This window comes from Pseudomonadales bacterium (genome assembly GCA_024234165.1).
GTDB lineage: Bacteria > Pseudomonadota > Gammaproteobacteria > Pseudomonadales > UBA5518 > UBA5518.
In genome coordinates this window covers 282415-303053 of the sequence record JACKOP010000004.1, presented here as the reverse complement: position 1 = coordinate 303053, position 20639 = coordinate 282415, and the positions used below count along the sequence as shown (strand labels likewise).

The 20639-nt window shown below is 67.0% G+C and carries 18 protein-coding genes; 15 read left to right on the top strand and 3 right to left on the bottom strand.

Annotation, left to right across the window (positions count from 1 at the left end; translation table 11 throughout):
* Window positions 1-136: 136 nt before the first annotated feature.
* Together mrcB and H7A12_14190 are read left to right on the top strand one after the other, a co-directional pair.
* Window positions 137-2626, top strand: coding sequence for a penicillin-binding protein 1B (gene mrcB, locus H7A12_14195; GenBank protein ID MCP5321955.1), 2490 nt, complete (start codon window positions 137-139; stop codon window positions 2624-2626).
* A 75-nt stretch (window positions 2627-2701) separates the two neighbouring features.
* Entirely contained in the window at window positions 2702-3421 is a 720-nt protein-coding gene (locus H7A12_14190) for a tetratricopeptide repeat protein (GenBank protein MCP5321954.1), read from the top strand.
* Window positions 3422-3432: 11 nt separating this feature from the next.
* Here the strand turns inward: H7A12_14190 and H7A12_14185 are convergent, their stop codons facing one another.
* Window positions 3433-4923 (bottom strand): ATP-binding cassette domain-containing protein, encoded by a 1491-nt coding sequence (locus H7A12_14185; protein ID MCP5321953.1) that lies wholly within the window; start codon window positions 4921-4923, stop codon window positions 3433-3435.
* A gap of 86 nt (window positions 4924-5009) precedes the next feature.
* On the opposite strand from H7A12_14185, the gene H7A12_14180 reads away from it, so the two are divergent.
* Together H7A12_14180 and H7A12_14175 are read left to right on the top strand one after the other, a co-directional pair.
* Window positions 5010-5627 (top strand): CoA pyrophosphatase, encoded by a 618-nt coding sequence (locus H7A12_14180; GenBank protein ID MCP5321952.1) that lies wholly within the window; start codon window positions 5010-5012, stop codon window positions 5625-5627.
* Window positions 5628-5707: 80 nt separating this feature from the next.
* On the top strand, window positions 5708-7696 hold the full coding sequence (locus H7A12_14175) for a hypothetical protein (protein ID MCP5321951.1): 1989 nt from the start codon (window positions 5708-5710) through the stop codon (window positions 7694-7696).
* A gap of 75 nt (window positions 7697-7771) precedes the next feature.
* On the opposite strand, the gene H7A12_14170 is transcribed toward H7A12_14175, so the two are convergent.
* Window positions 7772-8371 carry a 2-hydroxychromene-2-carboxylate isomerase gene (locus tag H7A12_14170; GenBank protein MCP5321950.1) on the bottom strand — a complete coding sequence of 200 codons (600 nt, stop codon included), beginning with the start codon at window positions 8369-8371 and terminating at the stop codon, window positions 7772-7774.
* Window positions 8372-8536: 165 nt separating this feature from the next.
* Here H7A12_14170 and H7A12_14165 point away from each other — a divergent pair, with 165 nt between their 5' ends.
* The 11 genes from H7A12_14165 (at window position 8537) to lipB (ending at window position 18828) form a co-directional block, all read left to right on the top strand.
* Window positions 8537-9793: a glutamate-5-semialdehyde dehydrogenase gene (locus tag H7A12_14165; GenBank protein MCP5321949.1), complete on the top strand. Its 1257-nt coding sequence runs from the start codon at window positions 8537-8539 to the stop codon at window positions 9791-9793.
* 9 nt (window positions 9794-9802) lie between these two features.
* Window positions 9803-10492: a nicotinate-nucleotide adenylyltransferase gene (gene nadD / locus H7A12_14160; protein ID MCP5321948.1), complete on the top strand. Its 690-nt coding sequence runs from the start codon at window positions 9803-9805 to the stop codon at window positions 10490-10492.
* Window positions 10489-10833, top strand: a complete 345-nt coding sequence (rsfS, locus tag H7A12_14155; GenBank protein MCP5321947.1) for a ribosome silencing factor — start codon at window positions 10489-10491, stop codon at window positions 10831-10833. The genes nadD and rsfS overlap by 4 nt, the downstream gene beginning before the upstream one ends.
* Window positions 10833-11294 (top strand): 23S rRNA (pseudouridine(1915)-N(3))-methyltransferase RlmH, encoded by a 462-nt coding sequence (gene rlmH / locus H7A12_14150; protein MCP5321946.1) that lies wholly within the window; start codon window positions 10833-10835, stop codon window positions 11292-11294. Before rsfS ends, rlmH begins: the two co-directional genes overlap by 1 nt.
* A 9-nt stretch (window positions 11295-11303) precedes the next feature.
* On the top strand, window positions 11304-13298 hold the full coding sequence (mrdA, locus tag H7A12_14145) for a penicillin-binding protein 2 (protein MCP5321945.1): 1995 nt from the start codon (window positions 11304-11306) through the stop codon (window positions 13296-13298).
* On the top strand, window positions 13285-14433 hold the full coding sequence (gene rodA, locus H7A12_14140; protein ID MCP5321944.1) for a rod shape-determining protein RodA: 1149 nt from the start codon (window positions 13285-13287) through the stop codon (window positions 14431-14433). Before mrdA ends, rodA begins: the two co-directional genes overlap by 14 nt.
* 146 nt (window positions 14434-14579) lie before the next feature.
* On the top strand, window positions 14580-15458 hold the full coding sequence (mltB, locus tag H7A12_14135) for a lytic murein transglycosylase B (GenBank protein ID MCP5321943.1): 879 nt from the start codon (window positions 14580-14582) through the stop codon (window positions 15456-15458).
* Complete coding sequence (locus H7A12_14130; protein MCP5321942.1) at window positions 15455-16351, top strand: septal ring lytic transglycosylase RlpA family protein; 897 nt, start codon at window positions 15455-15457, stop codon at window positions 16349-16351. The genes mltB and H7A12_14130 overlap by 4 nt, the downstream gene beginning before the upstream one ends.
* Before the next feature lie 290 nt (window positions 16352-16641).
* Window positions 16642-17883 carry a D-alanyl-D-alanine carboxypeptidase gene (locus tag H7A12_14125; protein MCP5321941.1) on the top strand — a complete coding sequence of 414 codons (1242 nt, stop codon included), beginning with the start codon at window positions 16642-16644 and terminating at the stop codon, window positions 17881-17883.
* A 28-nt stretch (window positions 17884-17911) separates the two neighbouring features.
* Complete coding sequence (locus tag H7A12_14120) at window positions 17912-18181, top strand: DUF493 domain-containing protein (protein MCP5321940.1); 270 nt, start codon at window positions 17912-17914, stop codon at window positions 18179-18181.
* Window positions 18181-18828 (top strand): lipoyl(octanoyl) transferase LipB, encoded by a 648-nt coding sequence (gene lipB, locus H7A12_14115; GenBank protein ID MCP5321939.1) that lies wholly within the window; start codon window positions 18181-18183, stop codon window positions 18826-18828. Before H7A12_14120 ends, lipB begins: the two co-directional genes overlap by 1 nt.
* A 212-nt stretch (window positions 18829-19040) precedes the next feature.
* Here the strand turns inward: lipB and glpK are convergent, their stop codons facing one another.
* The gene (glpK, locus tag H7A12_14110; GenBank protein MCP5321938.1) at window positions 19041-20561 is read right to left on the bottom strand and encodes a glycerol kinase GlpK; all 1521 of its coding nucleotides are present in this window, start codon (window positions 20559-20561) and stop codon (window positions 19041-19043) included.
* Window positions 20562-20639 lie beyond the last annotated feature (78 nt).

The following is a 20639-nucleotide window of genomic DNA, read 5'->3' as shown; positions in this document are numbered from 1 at the left end:
CGGTGTGAAGGCCTCGTCACGCGCTGCATGCATCGATGATCGGAGGCTGCTGCGACAGCCGCCGCAGCGTCGGCGCCGGATGTGAAAACCTGCATTTCATTGTGGCTCGCGGGGGCAGTCACTAGACTTGCGCGCCATGCCGTCCCTATCCGATCGCAGCCCGCAGCGCGGCGTTGCCCACGTTTCTTCCCCGAGCACGTCGAAACGGGCGCCACGCCGACCGGCGCCCGGGCGGCCCGGCGGCTCCGCACGCCCGCGCGTTGCATCGCGCCAGCGCCGCTGGCCGTGGGTGCTGCTGCGTGTTGTGCTCGCGCTGACGGTGGTCGCAGCGCTCGCCTTCATGTACCTCGACGCGCGCATCCAGCGCCAGTTCTCGGGCAGGAAATGGGCCGTGCCGGCGGTGGTCTACGCGCGCCCGCTGGAGCTCTACGCCGGCGCTCCGCTGAGCCAGCGCGCACTGCTCGCCGAGCTGGAGGCGCTGGGTTACCGTGCCGGCTCGGGTACTGCGGCGGGCAGTTACGCCGTGAACGGCGCTACGGTCGGTGTCGCCACGCGGGGTTTTCGCTTCTGGGATGCCGAGGAGCCGGCGCGGGCGTTGCGCGTGACGTTCGCTGCCGACGCGGTGGCGGCGGTGCGTGACGGCGGTGGTGCAGAAGTCGCGCTGGCACGCCTCGAACCGGTACACATCGGTGGCATCTACCCGGCGCACAATGAGGATCGCATCCTGGTGCGGGTGGCGGACGTACCGCCGGTGCTGGTCGCCGCGCTGATGGCGGTCGAGGACCAGAATTTTCTGCATCACCACGGCGTTTCCCTGAAGGGTATGGCGCGTGCGCTGTGGGTGAACGTGAGCAGCGGTGCGCTGGAGCAGGGTGGCAGCACGCTGACCCAGCAGCTCGTGAAGAACTTCTTCCTGACGCGTGAGCGCACGATCTCGCGCAAGCTGCTCGAACTCGCGATGGCGATCGTGCTCGAGATGCGTTACAGCAAGCAGGAAATCCTCGAGGCGTATCTGAACGAGATCTACCTCGGTCAGGACGGACATCGTGCGATCCACGGTTTCGGACTGGCCAGCCACTACTACTTCAACCGGCCGATCGGTGAGATCGACGCTGCCCAGGTGGCGCTGCTGGTCGGATTGGTGCGAGGGCCCTCGTACTACGACCCGTGGCGCCATCCCGAGCGCAGCCGGGCACGGCGCGATACCGTGCTCGCGCTGATGGTCGAGGAGCACGTGATCGACGCCGCGACTGCCGAGCGGATCCGCCAGCAACCGGTCGGCGTCGGGGCGCGTGACGTTGCGCGCTCGCGCTTCTATCCCGCGTATCTCGATCTGGTGCGTCGCCAGTTGCGCCGCGACTACCCGGAAGATGTGCTGGCCTCCGAGGGCTTGCGGGTGTTCACCGGGCTCGACCCCGCCGTGCAGCGCGCCGCCGAGCAGGCGCTGCAGCAGACGCTGGCGCGTATCGAGCGCGATTACGGTGCGCGTGGCAAGCTGCAGGGGGCGCTCGAGGGTGCCGTGATCGTGACCCGCGTCGACAGCGGCGAGGTGCTGGCGGTCGTCGGGGGGCGCCATTCGCGTATCGCCGGCTTCAACCGCGCGCTCGATGCGCAGCGACCGGTTGGTTCGCTGATGAAGCCGGCCGTCTATCTGGCGGCGCTCGAGAGCGGGCGCTATACGCTGATGAGTCCGCTCGACGACGGTCCGGTGGCATACAAGGGCGCGAATGGCCAAGTGTGGCGCCCACGCAACTATGACCGCGAAGACCACGGCATGGTGCGCCTGTACCGTGCGCTGGCGCAATCGTACAACCAGTCGACGGCACGGCTCGGTCTGGATATGGGCATCGATCGCGTCGTCGACGTCATTCATCGGCTTGGTGTCGAGCGCGAGGTGCCGGCGCTGCCTTCGGTGACGCTGGGTGCGGTTGCGCTGACTCCGTTCGAGGTCGCCGGCATGTACCAGACGATCGCCTCCGGGGGGTTCGCGTCGCCGCTCAGCTCGATCCGCGAAGTGATGGACGATTCGAACCAGCCGCTGACGCGCTATCCTGTGGCGGTCCAGCAGCGCGTGCGCCAGTCGGCGGTCTACCTGCTCGAGTACGCGCTGAAGGAAGTGGTTCGTTCGGGTACCGCCCGATCGGCCGCCGCGCGCCTGCCGCCGGGACTGGTCGTGGCAGGCAAGACCGGCACCACCGATGAGCAGCGGGATAGCTGGTTCGCCGGCTATTCGGGCGATCTGCTCGCGGTGGTGTGGATCGGTCGGGACGACAATGGCGTGACCGCGCTGACCGGTGCGACCGGCGCGTTGCCTGCGTGGACCGAACTGATGGCAGCGACCAGTCGCGAGCCGCGTCGTAGCGAGACGCCGGAAGGGGTCGACGAAGTCTGGGTCGATCCGGGCAGTGGTGGCGTGAGCGCCGAGGAGTGCCCGGGCGCCCGCCGCGTGCCGTTTCTGGTCGGTACGGAGCCGGCGTATGCAGCGCCGTGCAGTGGCGCTTCGCTGTGGCCGGGCAGCAGTTCGGCGCCCCCGCCCGCGCGCGAGGAGGCCGTTCCGCAGCCACGGCAGCAGCGTGAGCCGTCCCCACCGCAGCGCTGGTGGAAGCGCTGGTTCGGGGGTGGTTGACCGTCGATATGCCTGGTGGAGCCGAGGCGAGCAGGCGATTGCCGATCAGCAGGTCTGGCAGCAAGGAGAGTCCGAATGAAGGTTCGATCCGACAGGTTGACGCGTGCTCTGGGCGCAGCGCTGGTGCTGCTGCTCGCCGGCTGCGCGACGCCACTCGATACGGCGACACGTTCCCCGCCGCGTGTCGACGTACCGGAACCCGGCGCTGCACGCGCTGCCGGGCGTCCGGCCGTCGCGGCTCCGGTGCGCCCGGCGCCGCCGCGCGCGGGCAACGCCAGCGTGCATCCGGCGCCCGGTGCCACCACCTATCCGGCAGCGGAAGCAGGGTCCCCGCAGGTGATCGCGACGCCGGCAGCGCCGGTGGATAGCGCCTACCCGCAGGCGGGTGAGTTGCCACCTGCGGAGCACGGTTCGCCGGGGCCCGGCGTTGTGACGCCACCGGCAGACGAGAATGCCTTCACGATCGAGATGCCGGCTGCGGCAGCGCCCCCTCCGGCGGCTGTGGCAGAAGGGCTGGCGCCGCCGCCGAGCAGCAACCGGGCGGTGACGATCCTGCTGGCGCAGGCTGACAGCGCACGCCGCGACGGCAATCTGGACAGTGCGATCGCAGCCGCCGAGCGTGCGGTGCGTATCGCGCCGTCCGACCCCGCAGCCTACTGCCAGCTCGCCGAGCTGCGGCTTGCGCGCGGCGAGCGTGCACAGGCGGAACAGCTTGCGCGCAAGGGGCTCAGTAATGGTCCCGGTCCCGAGTTGCGTGCGCGTCTCGAAGCCGTTGCCGAAAGCAGCCGTCGCTAGGCGCGCCTGCGTCACGCCAGGGGCGACGACACCAGCGTGTAACCACCGGTGGGGTTGGGCCGAAATTCGACGCGCCGGGTGATGCAGCCTGGCATCTCGTCGCTTTCGTGGCTCACGTAAAGCAGTTGCGTACGCGTCTCGCGTCCGATGCGATCGATGAGTTCGAGCACGCGGGTGCGGTTTGCCTCGTCGAGTCCGGAACAGGGCTCGTCGAGGATCAGCAGCGGCGGGTACTTCACCATCGCGCGCGCGATCAGCATCATGCGCTGCTCGCCGAAGGATAGCGCGTCAAAGCGGGCATCGGCGCGTGCTCCCAGGCCGAGCACGTCGAGCCACGCCGTGACCAGCCGGGTCTGCAGCGGGCCACAGGTGTCGTACAGGCCGAGCGTATCGAAGCAGCCGCTCGCGACGACGTCGCGCGCGCGTGTCCGTGACGGGTAGTCGAGGTGCAACTGGTTGCTGACGATGCCGAAGCGCTGCTTGATCTCCCACACCGATTCGCCACTGCCACGCGCGCGCCCGAACAGCGACACGTGTTGTCCGTAGGCGCGCGGATTGTCGCCGCAGATCAGTGCGAGCAGCGTCGATTTGCCACAGCCGTTCGGGCCGGCGATGCAGAGATGCTCGTCGGCATCCATGCGCAGGCTGACGCCATCGAGTACCGCATGCCCGCCGTAGTGCGCGTGGACGTTGCGCAGCTCGATCACGGGGCCGGGATGACGCTGCGCCGGCACTTCCTCGGTGGCTGCGGGCAACGGGGCCTTGCCGATGGGTGTCGCGTGTGCCTGCAGCCTCGCGAATGCGGCACCTCCGAGCACCTCGGCGCGGGGCCCGCAATCCAGCACGGCTCCGTTTTCCAGCAGCAGCACGTGGGTGAAGCGGCTGGCGATATCCTGTACGCGGCGCGTCAGCAGCAGCACGTGGGTCGGTCCGGCGAGCAGTTCATCGACACAGGTACGCAGCACACCGCGCGATGCCGCATCGACGCCTTCATACGGGTTGTCCAGCACCAGCAGGCGTGGCTCCATCAGCAGCGCACGCGCAAACAGCGTGCGCCGCGCCTCGCCACTCGACAGGAAACGCACGCCGCGCTCGCGCAACGCGCTGATGCCGAGCCGCGCGCACACCGTGCCCACGCGCTGCGGATCGCGCGCCGTCGCCGCCAGCAATGCGCCGACCGTGGTTCCCGGGTCGACCGCTTCCTCGAGAAAGTCGGCAATGTCGTGGCGTGCATCCTCGGCGCACAGCGCGCGCTGGGCTTCGAACGACACCCAGGCGGTCGTTTGCGGTGTGATTGCCGGCGCGCGATACAGGGTGCCGCCTGCGGGCTGCAGCTCATTGCCGATCAGTCGGGCCAGCACGGTCTTGCCGGCGCCGTTCGGCCCGAGCACCGCCCACTGTTCGCCGTGGTGCGCCTGCCAGCTGAAGTCGCGCAGGAACAGCCGCCCGTGCAGACGCAGTGACACCCTCTCCAGCGCGAGCCATGCGTCGTGAGCGTTCATGCAATGAAAATCCTTCACCGATCGGCTATTGTCCTGGCTGGAGGTCGCGCGACAAGGGCGTCGTGCGTGGCATCGCAGGATCGATGATGCAGGATACCGAAAGGGAACAGGAGTGCGCTGCGTTGCACGACTTCGGTCTGGCCGTGCAACTGCTCGGGGAGCACAGGGCGCGACGCCAGCCGATGCGCCACGTGTTGGCGCGCTCGGCGGTAGCGCTGTTCCTCAGTGATCACCTCCGGGATGGGCTCTCGGTGCTGATGATCAAGCGTGCCGAACGGGAAGGTGACCCCTGGTCCGGTCATATGGCGTTTCCCGGTGGGCGGCGCGACCCGGTGGATCGCAACAGCCTGGCAACCGCCAGGCGCGAGACCAGCGAGGAGATCGGACTCGAAATCGAGCACCACGGACGCCTGCTCACACGCCTGTCGGACGTGATCACGCTGCCGCATCTGCGTGGCGGCTCCATGGTCATCACGCCGTACGTGTTCCAGTTGCGTGCCGTTCCGGCGTTGAGCCCGAACCATGAGGTCGCGGCAATCGTGTGGGTGCCCCTGGCGTACCTTGCCGAGCGGGCGAACCGCCAGAAGATGCGCTGGGCGCCGAACGGCGTGCCCATCGAACTGCCGTGCTACCTTTACGGCGAATACCGCATCTGGGGGCTGTCGCTGCTGATGCTCGACGAGCTGCTCGATGTGCTGGTCTGAGCCCGGCCGATGATGCTAGAGTCGCGCCCCGTTCGCGGGTGGCCTGTCGTATCGACCCGCATCGGAAACAGATCTGCACGATGACCCACCGATCACCGGGACGCGGCCTGCGGTCGCTGCTCGCCCTTCCCTGGCACAGTCTGTTGCTGATCTTCGGGGTGATGCTGATCGTGGCGGCCGGCATCGATACCTCGGCGCCCGAATCCCTGCCGGCACGGGACGCCGGTGTGCCTGCGCACGCCCAGCGTGCCGACGATGCCCTGATCGAGCGATTCGGGCCACAGGAGACCTTGCTGCTCGGCTACCGCCCGCACGAGGTCGATCTGCTGTCGGAGGGAGGACTGGCGCGCATCGCAGCGCTGCGTGATGCGCTGGCGGCCCTGCCCGGAGTGCACCACGTGGCCACGTTGCTCGACGTGCCGTTGCTGTTCAGCCCGCAGATCCGGCCGGTCGATGCGGGAGGTGAATTGTTGCGCGTCGCCGACGTGGGCGTCGACATCGACCTGGCACGTGACGAACTGCGTACCAACCCCCTGTATCGCCAGTCACTGCTCGCCGGCGATGGTCGTCAGGCGGCGCTGCGCATCACGCTGGCACAGGGTGCCGAACGCGGTGCCGTGATCGCTGCGCTGCAGGGTGCGCTCGCGCCGTACGCGCTCGAAGCGGAACTGTTTCTCGCTGCGCCCGAACTGGCGCACGCGGCTGCCGTGCGCCAGCAGCGCGCCGATCTGCCTCGGCTTGCAATCGCTGCGCTGGCGCTCGTCATGCTGGTTGCTGCCGTGCTGCTGCGTGGTATCGCGTGGGGCGTTGTGGTGCCGGCGAGTGCGGGCGCAAACGCCGTGTTGGTGGCCGGTCTGCTCGGCTGGGGCGGGCGCGGGCTCGATGACGCGGTACTGATCGGCGTCGTGGTGGCAGCGATCTCATCGGGTGCACTGGCGTTGCGTCTGGCCGTCGTGTGCCGGTCAGGCACGCAAGCGGAGCCGGATGCCCGGGTGATGCGTGCGCTCGACGACTCCATGCCGGTGTCCGGACTCGCGATCGCGGTCGCCGTGAGCGGGTTCCTCGCGCTTGCTGCCGGCTCCGATGCACGGTTCGCCGACATCGGGATCATCGCCGCCGTCGGGATCGTGTCGGGTGCGCTGATCGCGACGATGGTGACGCCGCCGTTGCTGCGCATCGCGATCGACCCCGGATCGCTGCTCGCGCGGCGTTGGCGCCTGCCCGTCGGCATGCTGGTGTTGCTGCTGGGCGTCCTCGGTCTCGGCCCGGCGTGGTTCGCCGACGGCCCGCTGTCGCGCACGGGGATCGACACCGAGGCCGAGGCAGATCTGCGCCACATCGCGGATGAATTCGGTGGCGTCGAAGCGATGCATGTCGTCTTGCGTGACGATTCCGGGCGCGCTGGAGCAGGCAGCAGCAACCCGTGGTTCAGTGCCGCAGGGATGCAGCGCGTGCGCAGGGTACACGCTTACCTGCAGTCGCTGGATGGGGTGAGCGGCGTGCGTTCGCTCGCGTTGCTGCAGCAGACCGTTGCGCAGTTGTATGGCCACGATGCGGACGATCGCGAGCTCACGGCGCTGTGGCACCGGTTGCCCAGGGCACGCCGTGAACGGCTCGTCGGTTCCTGCCTGTCGGCGGTCACGCCGGAAACCCTGCTGACCGTCGGTTTGAGTCCGCGTGCTGGCGGCGCGCCGTCGGCGGGCGAGCGTGCACACGGCATCCGCGAGCAACTCGTGCACGAGTTCGGGTTCGCGCCTGGGCAGGTCGAGGTGCACGCAGGCACCGACACATCGCAGCCGGCGATGCAACGGCTGGTCGGCGTGGCGCTGGCGCTGGGGCTCGGTGTCGCCACGGCGGTGTTCGTGCTGCTGTCGCTGTTCATGCTGCGCAGGCCGGCGCGCGATCTCGTGCTCGATGCCATTGCACCGTTGCTGGCAGCGATCGGAGTGTTCGCCACCGCGCGTGCCGCGCTGTTGCCGGCGACGGCAGCGGTGGTGTTCGCGCTGCTGGTGTTTGAATTGGTGGTGCTGGCGCACCCGCACGGCAAGCTGGCACAGCGCAGCGGATGAGCGGTGGCGGGCGTCTCGCGCCCGCCCGATGCGAAGGCGTCGCCACGTGCCCCGCAATGTCTTGCGAGATTCTGCTCAGACTCGCGACAGTGCAGCGTCCACCAATACCAGGCGGTCATTGCCGAAATACATGTCGCTGCCGTTCACGAACATCGTCGGCGTGCCGTAGCCGCCGCGCTCGATCAGCTCGTCGGTGTTGCGACGCAGCCGCTCGCGAATCGCGGGTTCATCGATGCGTCGCAGGAAGTCGTCTGCGTCGAAACCGGTCTCGCGTGCGATGTCCGCGATGACGTGCGGTTGCGAGATGTCGGCGAGTTCGCCCCAGTAGCGCCGGAACACCGCACGGGCATACGGCACCAGCCTGCCGGCGTCGAGTGCCACCAGCGCACCGCGCATGGCCTTCACGCTGTTGACCGGAAACACTTCCGGCCAGCCGATCTTCAGGTCATACAGGCGCGCCCAGTCCATCAGATCCTTGCGCGTGTACGCGGCGCGACGCGGGTTGGGATTCGCGCGCGCGGAGTAGACTTCCCGGTTGACCGTGTTGAATACGCCACCGACGAGGATCGGACGCCAGTCGATCGCCACACCATGACGTTCGGCGATCGGTTGCACGCCTTCGAAGGCGAGGTAGGTCCAGGGGCTCGAGCAGTCGAAAAAGAATTCCAGGGTCATGGCCTTTCCTCGCCGTGGTGGGTAGGTAGGACATTGTATGCGGTTCAACGCCGAGCCCGAACGGAATGGCCGCAGCGGATGCGGGGCGCAGGGGGCATGGATATAATGCCGGGAGCGCCTGTCGTTGCAGGCGGCTGGAATTTTCACACCGGTGCGGGACATCGCATGGATACAGGGGCGTACATGGCCGAACTGGGTCGCGAGGCGCGTGCCGCCTCGCGGCTGATGGCACGCTCGACCACCCGGGCCAGAAACACCGTATTGGATGCGGCTGCAGCGGCAATCGCCGCGAACCGCGGCGAGATCGCGGCGGCGAACGCCGACGATATGGCACGTGCCGCAGCGCAAGGGCTCGATGCCGCGGGGCTCGATCGCCTGCGACTGAACGATGTGCGCATCGACGCGATGGTCGAGGGGCTGGAGCAGGTCGCGGCATTGCCTGATCCGGTGGGCGAGGTTACCGACCTTGCGTTCCGTCCGAGCGGCATCCAGGTCGGACGCATGCGCGTGCCGCTTGGCGTGGTCGGGATCATCTATGAGTCGCGCCCGAACGTGACCGCCGATGCGGCCAGCCTGTGCCTGAAGTCCGGTAACGCAGCGATCCTGCGCGGCGGGTCGGAATCACTGGAATCGAACCGCGCGATCGCCGCGTGCATGCACGCGGGGCTGCGTGCAGCCGGGTTGCCGGAACGTGCGCTGCAACTGGTGGCGACGCCCGATCGCTCGGCCGTAGGCCACCTGATCACGATGCCCGAGTACGTCGATGTGATCGTTCCGCGCGGCGGCAAGGGGCTGATCGAGCGCATTTCGGCCGAGGCGCGCATTCCGGTCATCAAGCACCTCGACGGGGTCTGCCATGTCTACATCGACGACGCGGCGGATCCGGAGAAGGCCTTCGTGGTGGCGCTGAACGCGAAGACGCAACGTTACGGCACCTGCAACACGATGGAGACACTGCTGGTCGCGGCAGGCGCCCCGGCGCAGATACTGCAGCGGCTGGCGGTCGCGTACCGCGAGCGCGGCGTCGAACTGCGCGCCTGTCCGCATGCGCTCGAGTTGCTGCCGCAGGCAGTACCCGCAACCGAGGAGGACTGGGGTGCCGAATACCTCGCGCCGATCCTCGCGGTGCGCATCGTCGACGGCATCGACGCAGCGATGGAGCATATCGCGCGCTACGGTTCCCAGCACACCGACGCGATCGTCACCGAAGACTATTCGCGTGCGCTGCGCTTCCTGCGTGAGGTCGATTCGAGTTCGGTGATGGTGAACGCCTCGACACGCTTTGCCGATGGCTTCGAGTACGGTCTGGGTGCCGAGGTCGGCATCTCCACCGACAAGTTCCATGCGCGCGGCCCGGTCGGCCTCGAGGGCCTCACCTCGCAGAAGTTCGTCGTGCTTGGCAACGGGCACGTACGTGGCTGACGTGGCGTGGTGAGCAGCGTGGGCGCTGTAGTGAATCGTCGCATCGGCATCTTTGGCGGCACTTTCGACCCGGTCCACAACGGGCATCTGCGTACCGCGCTCGAGGTCGCCGAACTGCTCGCGCTCGACGAGTTGCGGCTGGTTCCGTCGAACATGCCGTCGCACCGCGAAGCACCGGTGGCGACCGGTGCCGAGCGCTTGCGCATGCTGCAGCTCGCGGCTGACGCGAATCCGGGCTTCGTCGTCGACGACATCGAGCTGGTGCGCGGCGGAGCCTCGTACACGATCGATACGCTGCGCGCCGTGCGCGCCAGCGAGGGTCCGCACGCGCGGCTGTGCCTGCTCATCGGACTCGATGCGTTCGTGCGTATCGATACCTGGAAGGAGTGGCGCCAGTTGCTCGACCACGCGCATATCGTCGTGATGCAGCGCCCGGGTGCTGCACTCGGGCTCACGGGTGAAATGGCGCAATGGGCCCAGGCGCATCTCGCCGCGGATCCGCAGGACGCGCTCGGCGGTGCTGCGCACGGTTCGATCCTGCGCCTGGGGCTGACGCAGCTCGCCGTCTCGGCGACGCAGATCCGCGAACTCTTCGCGACGGGGCGCTCGCCGCGCTATCTGTTGCCGGACGCGGTGCTCGACTACGCGCGCGAAAACCGCATCTACCATTACGCCGATGCGCACCCGGGAGGCCGATGAGCAAGCTGGATGCCGCTGCGCTGTCGCGTCTTGCCGTGCAAGCGATCGAGGATCTCAAGGGGCACGATATCGTCGCAATCGACGTGCGTGCGCTCACCGACGTGATGGACCGCATCGTGATTGCCACCGGTACCTCGTCGCGGCACGTGAAGTCGATTGCCGGCAATGTGCGCGAGGAGCTGTGCAAGGCGGGTGAGCGTCCGATCGGCGTCGAGGGGGAAGATGCAGGCGAGTGGGTCCTGCTCGATTTCGGCGCGCTGGTCGTGCACGTGATGGGCGCCGAGGCGCGGCGTTTCTACGCACTGGAAAGGCTCTGGTCGGAACTTGCGGAGCCGCGTTGATGGCGGCACGCCTGCGCATCCTCGCAGTCGGCACGCGCATGCCCGACTGGGTGCAGGAGGGGTTTGCCGAATACCGCAAGCGCCTGCCGCGCGAGTACGCTGTCGAACTGCGCGAGCTGCCGTTGTCGCGACGCACGGGCGCACGTGCAATCGACGAAGAGGGTGATGCACTGCTGGCGGCGCTGCATGCGGACGAGCAGGCGATCGCACTCGAGGTGAACGGTGAAGCGTGGAGCAGTGAGAATCTCGCAGCCAGCCTGCGCCGCTGGCATGACGATGGCAACCGCATCGCGTTCCTGATCGGCGGCCCCGCTGGACTCGCCGAGGCGTGTCGCGCGCGGGCCGCACGACAGTGGTCGTTGTCGCCACTCACGCTGCCGCATCCGCTGGTCCGTATCGTGCTGATCGAACAACTCTACCGCGCGTGGACGATCCTCGGCGGCCATCCCTATCACCGTTGAGCAGGCGCGATGGCGGAGCAGCTGGCGATCAAGGACACGCTGACCGAGGTGCGCATTTTCAGCAAGCGCGTCGTGTTTGCTGCGGCCGGCGTGTTGCTGCTGGTGGCGTTGCTGCTCGGGCGCTATTTTCACCTGCAGGTCGTCGAACACGACAATTACCGCACGGCGTCGGATCGCAACCGCATTCACGCCCGTGCGGTCCCGCCGCGACGCGGACTGATCTTCGATCGTGACGGCACGGTGCTGGCCGACAATCGGCCCACGTTCAACCTGATGGTGACGCGCGAACGCTCGGGCGACATCGACGCGATGCTTGCCGAAGTGCGCACGGCGATTCCGTTGTCGGAAGACGATGAGCAGCGCTTTCGTCGCCAGCTCGTGCGTTACCTGCCGTTCGAGGCCGTGCCGCTCAAGTTCAATCTGTCCCCCGAAGAGATCGCGATGCTCGCGATCAACCGTCACCGGCTGCCCGGCGTCGAGGTCGAGGCCGAGCTGGTGCGCCACTACCCGTTTGCCGCGCTGCTCGCCCATGTGATCGGTTACGTGGGGCGAATCAATGAACAGGAGATGGCCGAGATCGATCGCGTCAACTACAGCGGTACGCACCTGATCGGCAAGAACGGTATCGAGAAGTACTACGAGGATCTGCTGCACGGCACGGTCGGCTACGAGAACGTGGAAACCGATGCGCGCGGGCGGGCGTTGCGCGTGCTCGATCACACCGACTCGGTGCGTGGCGCGGACATCACGCTGACGCTCGATATGCGCGTGCAGCGCGTGGCATACGAGGCTCTCGGCGCCGAGCTGGGCGCCGTGGTCGCGCTCGATCCGCGCAACGGTGCGGTGATCGCGATCGCGAGCGCACCGAGTTTCGATCCGAACCCTTTCGTGTCTGGAATCGGGGTGGCCGACTACGCGCGACTGCGCGACTCACCGGACCGTCCATTGTTGAATCGCACCATGCAGGGCCAGTATCCGCCGGGTTCCACTGTGAAGCCGATGTTCGCACTGGCTGGCTTGCACTACGGCATCAATACGCCCGAGCGTTCGGTACGTGATCCCGGCTGGTATCGGTTGAACGGCCAGGGGCGGCGCTATCGTGACTGGAAAAAGTGGGGTCACGGTTGGGCGGTCGATCTGCGCACGGCAGTCGAGCAATCCTGCGATGTGTATTTCTACGACCTGGCGCATCGCCTCGGCATCCAGCGTCTGCATGATTTCTCCGTACAGTTCGGTTTCGGTGCGCCCACCGGCGTGGATCAGACCAGCGAGCGCCCGGGGGTGATGCCGTCCGATGCTTGGAAGCGCAAGGCGCTAGGGCAGCGGTGGTATCCGGGCGAGACGCTGAGCGCGGGCATCGGCCAGGGCTATGTGCTGACCACGCCGATGCAGCTCGCGCAGATGACGGCGACGCTCGCCAATCGCGGCCATGCGTTCCGCCCGCATCTGCTGGCCGCAATCGACGGCAAACCGGTCGAACCGGAGTTGCTGCACACGGTGGAGCTGAGCGATCCCGCATACTGGGACGTGGTGCACCAGGCGATGGAGGCGGTGGTACACAGCCCCCGGGGTACGGCCAAGGGCATTGCGGCAGGGCTCGGCTACCATGTCGCGGGCAAGACCGGCACTGCGCAGGTCGTCGGAATTGCGCAGAACGCGACCTACAACGCTGCGGCACTGGCAAAGACGCAGCGCGATCACGCCCTGTTCGTGGCATTTGCACCGGTGGAGGATCCACGCATCGCGGTGGCCGTGATCGTCGAGAATGGCGAGCATGGCAGTTCGACCGCAGCGCCGATTGCGCGCCGGGTGATGGATGCGTATCTGCTGGCACCCGCGGAGGACGCCACGCCGGAGGTGCCTCCATCGCAGGAGCCGGACGGCGATGCGCCGCAGGCGCGGCTGCCCGCCATAGCGGGGGTACAGCGCGGGATGCGCAGCCCGGGACTGCCCGAGACGATCGCGCAGCGTGCGCGGGGAGGTGACCGGCATGGCGCGTGGTGATTTCATCCGCCAGTTGCCGGGTTCGTCGCGCGACTTTGGTCCGAAACCTTCACTGTCGCGCCGGCTGCACATCGACCCGCCTCTGCTCATCATCCTTGCGGCGTTGTGTGTCTACGGACTCGTCGTGCTCTACAGCGCCAGCGGGCGTGATGTGGACAGCGTGATGCGTCAGGGCGGCTACATGGCGTTCGGTCTCGTGGTCATGATCGCGATCGCGCAGTTCGACCCCCAGACGGTGCGGCGCCTGACACCGTGGGCCTATCTGTTCGCGGTGTTGCTGCTGGTGGCGGTCGATGTTGCCGGTATCGACGCCAAGGGCGCGCAGCGCTGGCTGGAGATTCCGGGCCTGCCCCGATTCCAGCCTTCGGAGATCATGAAGCCGGTGATGCCGCTGATGGTCGCGAGCTTCCTGGCCGCTACCGTGCTGCCACCGAGGATGCTGCACGTCTTCGTCACGATCGGGTTCGTGATCACGCCGACGGTGCTGGTACTTCTGCAGCCGGATCTGGGGACTGCGGTGCTGATCGCAGCCTCGGGCTTCATCGTGCTGTTCCTTGCGGGGCTGAGCTGGCGCTACGTGGCGGTGGTGCTGCTGGCGGCGGCGATCGCAGCGCCGTTGATGTGGACCTTCGTGCTGCATGACTACCAGAAGACCCGGGTGCTCACGCTGCTCGATCCCGAGGGCGACAAGCTCGGTGCGGGATGGAACATCATCCAGTCGAAGACGGCAATCGGCTCCGGTGGTGTCGACGGCAAGGGCTGGTTGCATGGCACGCAATCGCATCTGGATTTCCTGCCCGAAGGGCATACGGATTTCATCATTGCGGTGCTCGGCGAGGAGTTGGGTTTTCGCGGCGTGGTATTGCTGCTCGTACTCTATGTCGCGCTGATGGCGCGTTCGCTGTGGATCGCATTGCGTGCGCAGGACATGTTTTCACGGCTTGCAGTCAGCGGGCTCAGCCTGACGTTTTTCGTCTATATTGTCGTCAACATGGGCATGGTTTCGGGGTTGCTGCCGGTGGTCGGCGTGCCGCTGCCACTGATCAGCCAGGGGGGGACCTCGCTGGTCTCGTTGCTCGCGGGCTTCGGCATTATCATGGCAGTCGCCACCGAGCACCGTCGGATGCTGGGTTGACTGCCCGTCACGGTGGCTCTACGACCGTGATCCACAGAGGTATCGCATTGTTTCGTTTCGTCGCCTTCCTGTTTTTGCTGGTCACGACCCGGGCATTTGCCGCCGGTTATGTCGATCATGCCGGTTATGCAGCGTTCGAGGCCCGCATGGTGGAGCAGCACGGCTTCACGCGTGGGCAGCTTCGTGCCTGGTTCACGGCGGCCGAGCGCAAGGACAGCATCCTCGAGGCGATTTCGCGACCGGCCGAAAAGCGTCTGAGCTGGGGTGAATATCGCAAGGTCTTCATCACACCCGCACGCATCGATGGGGGCATCGCGTTCTGGCGCGCCAATGCGGCTGATCTGGTGCGCGCTGCAGCCACCTACGGTGTCGCGCCCGAGGTGATCGTCGCGATCATCGGTGTGGAGACGCGCTATGGCAGCAACATGGGTTCCTACCGCGTGATCGATGCGCTGGCGACGCTCGCCTTTGATTATCCGCCACGCAGCGAATTCTTTGCCGGTGAGCTCGAACAGTTCCTGGTGATGGTGCGCGAGCAGGGTTTCGATCCGCTGTCGCTGCGCGGATCCTACGCCGGAGCGATGGGCATGGGGCAGTTCATCCCGAGCAGCTTTCGCGCCTACGCCGTCGATTTCGACGGTGATGGACATGCCGACATCTGGAACAGTCGAACGGATGCGATCGGCAGCGTTGCAAACTATTTCAAGCGCCACGGCTGGGAGTACGGTGCTCCGGTCGTGCTGCCGGCGCGCGTGGTCGGGCCGGTAGTGAAGGAGCGCATGAATCCCGGGCTCGAGCCGGACGTGGCGGTCAGCGAGCTGGCGGCGCTCGGCATCGCGGCCGATGGCACGATCGATGCGACCGAGCGCGTGCTGCCGTTGATGCTCGACACGGACGCAGGCACCGAATACTGGCTCGGTCTGCACAATTTCCACGTGATCACGCGCTATAACCGCAGCGCGCTCTACGCCATGGCGGTGCATCAGCTCAGCCAGGCGATCCGCACCGGGTACGAGCGGCCATGAGCGTGACGCAACGTTGCGGCATCGAGTCGAGGGCGCGACGGCGTACGTACGCGGGAGTTGTTGCCCTGGTCGTGATGCTCGCTGGCTGCGCCTCGCAGCCGGGCACGTCACCGGGCGCTCCGGTTGCCGGGGGCTCCGATCGCCCGCAGCAGGATGGCACACCGGAGTTTCGTGCCGATATCATGACGATTCCCGATGCGGTGCCACGTCCGGAGCCGGTGACCAGTGCCGGCAACAAGAGCCCGTACACGGTGCTTGGCACGACCTACCGTGTGGCGCCGGCGCGTCCCGGCTACCGTGAGCGTGGGTTTGCGTCGTGGTACGGCACCAAGTTCCATGGGCAGTACACCTCGAACGGGGAGCCCTACGACGTCTACACGATGACGGCTGCGCACAAGACCTTGCCGATTCCGTGCTATGTGCGTGTAAAGAACGTCGAGAACGGGCGCAGCATCGTGGTGCGCGTGAACGATCGCGGCCCCTTTCACGAGGGGCGGGTTCTCGATCTGTCGTACGCTGCCGCCTATCGACTTGGCTACGCGAACAAGGGTACGGCGTTGGTCGAGCTGGAAGTGCTCGACCCGATGGCGCCCGAGTGGGTTGCGAAGCGCCGCGAAATGGCCGGTGATGCGCGGCTCGTCGCCAGCCAGCCGGTGGCGCGCAAGACCTACCTGCAGGCAGGTGCGTTCCGCAGCATGGACGGTGCGCGCAGCCTGCAGCAGACGCTCGCTTCGCTGCTCGGACACGAGGTGTTCATCCACCGCTCGGCCGATGCCGCGAGTCCGTGGTATCGGGTACGCATTGGCCCGCTGGAGAGCACCGAGGCGCTCGAGGATGCCAGGCGACGCCTCGCAGCGGCGAGCATCGCCGGTGCACAGGTGGTCACGGAGTAGTGGCGCACACCGGGTGATATACTGCCGGACGCCTTGAAGAGGCGTATCGCAAAACCCCTTGAGTGTTCATGTGATCTGCGCGTGACGACACCTTCGTACCGGTGGGACGCCGTCAATGCATCCCTGCAGGCTCGAGTGCCGCATCCCGGCGGCCGCCGCCCCCCGATGCGACGGTGTCGCCACACGCCTCGCAATGTTTTGCGACACGCTCTGAAGGGGCGTCGTGCGCCGTCGTGCAGCACGGCGCTGTCCGCTTTCCTGCATATCGACAAACCTCGCCCGGAGATACCGTGATCAGAGTTTTCGCACGCTTCGTCATCGTCCTGCTCGGCATTTGTGCACCGTTGGCCCTTGTCGCCCAAGAGCCTGTTCCGACGCCAACCCCTGCAGCGACACCCGCGCAGGCACAGCAACAGCCGATCGTTCCCGCACCACCGGCGGTCGCCGCGCGAGCCTGGATCCTGGTCGATGCGGATTCCGCCAAGGTGATCATGGAGCACCTGGCCGATGAGCGGATGGCGCCGGCCAGCCTGACCAAGATGATGACCGGTTATGTGCTGTCGGAGGCGGTGCGCAGCGGCAAGGTCAAGTGGGAGGACAAGGCGCACATCAGTCATGCTGCATGGGCGCAGAACCCCCTGTTCGCCGGTTCGTCGCTGATGTGGGTGGATATCGACAGCGATGTCTCGCTGAGCGACCTCTATCACGGCCTGGTCATCTCCTCAGGCAACGATGCCTCGGTGGCGATCGCCGAACATCTCGCCGGGTCGGAGGATGCCTTCGCTGCGATGATGAACGAGCAGGCGGCACGGCTCGGCATGACGAACACGCATTTCATCAATTCCCACGGCCTGCCGGACCCGCAGCACTACACGACGGCACGCGACCTCGCGATCCTGGCCCGCGCGATGATCAAGGATCATCCCGACGACTATGCGGTCTATGCACAGCAGCATTTCACCTACAACAACATCCGTCAGATGAACCGTAACGAACTGCTCGGCGAACCGGGGGTCGACGGCATCAAGACCGGTCATACCAGCGAGGCGGGGTACTGCCTCGTCACTTCGGCGAAGCGCGACGGCATGCGGCTGATCGCGGTGGTGCTGGGCACCGACAGCAAGCTTGCGCGCAAGGAAGAGAGCCGCAAGATGCTCGGCTACGGCTTCCGCTTCTATGAAACGGTGAAGGTGCTGTCGGCAGGGCAAAGCCTCAGCGAACCACCGCGCAAGGTCTGGGCCGGCAGCAGTGACAGCGTGCGGCTCGGGGTTGCTTCCGACCTGATGGTGACCGTGGTGCGCGGTCGCGCGAACGAGCTCAAGGCCGCGTATGTGCTCGACGATGGCTATCAGGCGATCGAGGCGCCGGTCGGCACCGGACAGGTGATGGGGCGGGTCGTGGTCGATCTGGGCGGTGAGCCGGTGGCCGAAGCGCCGCTGGTGGCACTGGATGCGGTGGAGCGCGGTGGCTTCTTTCGCGTGCTGTGGGACTCGCTGATGCTGTTCTTCCTGCGTCTGTTCGGCGGGTTGTGACGCGGGGCCGATCGCCGGAGACCGAGAAATGAGCAACTGCGACACACCGCGCATCGAGTTCCCGTGCGACTATCCGGTCAAGATCGTCGGTGATGCGAGCGCGGATTTCCGTTCGTTGGTCGAGGATATCGTCGAGCGTCATGCTGCCGGCTTCGTACGCGCGCGCACTACGGAGCGTTTCAGCGCCAACAGTCGCTTCGTCTCGGTGACGGTGACGATCGTGGCTACCGGACCGGAGCAGTTGCAGGCGCTGTTCGATGACCTGAAGGCCACCGGGCGCGTGCATATGGTGCTGTGATGTCGGCAGCAGTGGTGCAGCCACGACTCGAGGTCCAGCGCTCCGACCGCGTGGACTACGAGCACGCCTGGCGCGCCATGCAACGCTATACCGATACACGCGACGCCGACAGTCCGGATCGCATCTGGTTGCTGCAGCATCCGTCGGTGTTCACGCTCGGGCAGGCGGGTCGGCGGGAGCACCTGCTCGACCCGGGCGCAACACCGGTGATCCATGTCGATCGTGGCGGTCAGGTGACCTGGCATGGTCCGGGGCAATGCGTGGTGTACCTGATGCTCGATCTGCGCCGCCTCGGAATCGGTGTGCGCGATCTGGTCGATCGCATCGAGTCCGCGCTGGTCGCCACGCTGGCGAAGCTGCAGATCAGCGCACACCCGCGGCGTGACGCGCCCGGCGTCTACGTCGATGGCGCCAAGATCGCGGCGCTGGGACTGCGCGTGCGCCGCGGTTGCTGTTTTCACGGACTGGCGCTGAATGTGGACTGCTCGCTCGAAGCATTCGCGCGCATCGACCCCTGCGGTTATCGCGGCTTGACCGTCACGCGTGTCGCTGACCACGTGGTGCCCGGTACCGACATCTCGCGCGCACGTGTCGAATCCTTGCTCCTCGCGGCACTTGCCGAAGCATTCGGGTACCCCGGTCCGTAGGTCGGCATTCATGCCGACGTTCATGTCGGGTTGAAATCCGACCCACGCGGGCGGGGATGCACCCGTAGGTCGGCATTCATGCCGACGTTCATGTCGGGTTGAAACCCGACCCACGCGGGCGGGGATGCACCCGTAGGTCGGCATTCATGCCGACGTTCATGTCGGGTTGAAACCCGACCCACGCGGGCGGGGATGTACCCGTAGGTCGGCATTCATGCCGACAGGTGCGGGCGTGAATCGTCGGCATGAATGCCGACCTGCATGCGGACACGGCGGACGGCGTCCAGCCAGCCGGTGTACAGGCGATCGCGTTCGGCCTGCGGCATGCGCGGTTCGAAGCGGTGCTCCTCGCCACGCATCGTGGCAAGGTGATCGAGCGTCGGCAGCGCACCGAGCCGGTAGCCGGCCAGGCTGGCGGCGCCAAGCGCGGTCGCCTCGGTGACCCGCGGACGGCTCACCGCGATGCCGAGCACGTCGGCCATGAACTGCAACAGCCAGTCGTTGACCGCCATGCCGCCATCGACCCGCAGCGTGTCGATCTGCGATCCGTCGGCAGCCATCGCGTGGAGCACGTCGCGTGTCTGGTATGCCACCGACTGCAGCGCTGCCGTCACGATCGCGTCTGCGTCGCTGTCGCGCGTGAGCCCGACGATCGCGCCGCGTGCGTGCGGATCCCAGTGCGGCGCCCCAAGGCCCGCGAACGCCGGCACCAGGTAGACGCCGCCAGCGTCACCCGCGCGCTGCGCCGCCCGCTCGCTGTCGGCAGCGCTTGCAATCAGCCCGAGGCCGTCGCGCAGCCACTTGATCGCGGCGCCGGCGACGAAGATGCTGCCCTCCAGCGCGTAGGTAGGCGCACCGCCGAGGCGCCACGCCAGCGTGGTCAGCAGGCGGTTCTGCGAGCGCAGTGGCCGCTCGCCGGTGTTCAGCACCAGGAAGCAGCCTGTTCCGTAGGTTGCCTTCGCCTCTCCGGGGCGCAGACAGCCATGCCCGATCAGCGCCGCCTGCTGGTCTCCGGCCACGCCGGCAACGGGCAGGCCAGCGCCCGGCAGCCCGGTCGCGACACGGACGAAATCGGCTGCCGAGTCGAGTACCTCGGGCAGCATCGCACGCGGGACGCGCAAGCGTTCGAGCAGTTCCTCGTCCCAGCGCTGCGCGTGGATGTCGAACAGCATCGTGCGCGAGGCGTTGCTCGCGTCGGTGCAGTGTCGCGCGCCCCCACCCAGGCGCCACAGCAGGAAACTGTCGACGGTGCCGAACGCGAGCTCACCGGTCGCGGCCCGCGCGCGCACACCGGGCACGTGGTCGAGTATCCACGCGAGCTTGGTCGCGGAAAAATACGGATCTGCCAACAACCCGGTGCGAGCCGCGATCAGTGGCTCCAGTCCGTCATGGCGCAGTTGCTCGCAGGCATCGGCGGTGCGCCGGTCCTGCCAGACGATGGCCGGGGCCACCGCCTCGCCGCTGCGACGATCCCACACCAGCGTGGTTTCACGCTGGTTCGCGATGCCGATGCCGAGCGCTGCATGACCCCCCTGTTCGAGAGTGTCGATCACCTCGCGCAGGCAGACGAGGGTGCTTTGCCAGATGTCTTCGGGGTCGTGCTCGACCCAGCCATCACGCGGAAAATGCTGGGTGAATTCGCGTTGCGCGAGTGCGACGGCATTGCCTGCCAGATCGAACGCGACACAGCGCGAACTGGTGGTGCCCTGGTCGAGCGCGAGCAGTACTTGCATGCGGGATCCTCCCCTGCGCCGTGCGGCGGCATGATGTTTGTCATAAAGACGCGGACGAGCGGGTCGTGATTGCCTCTT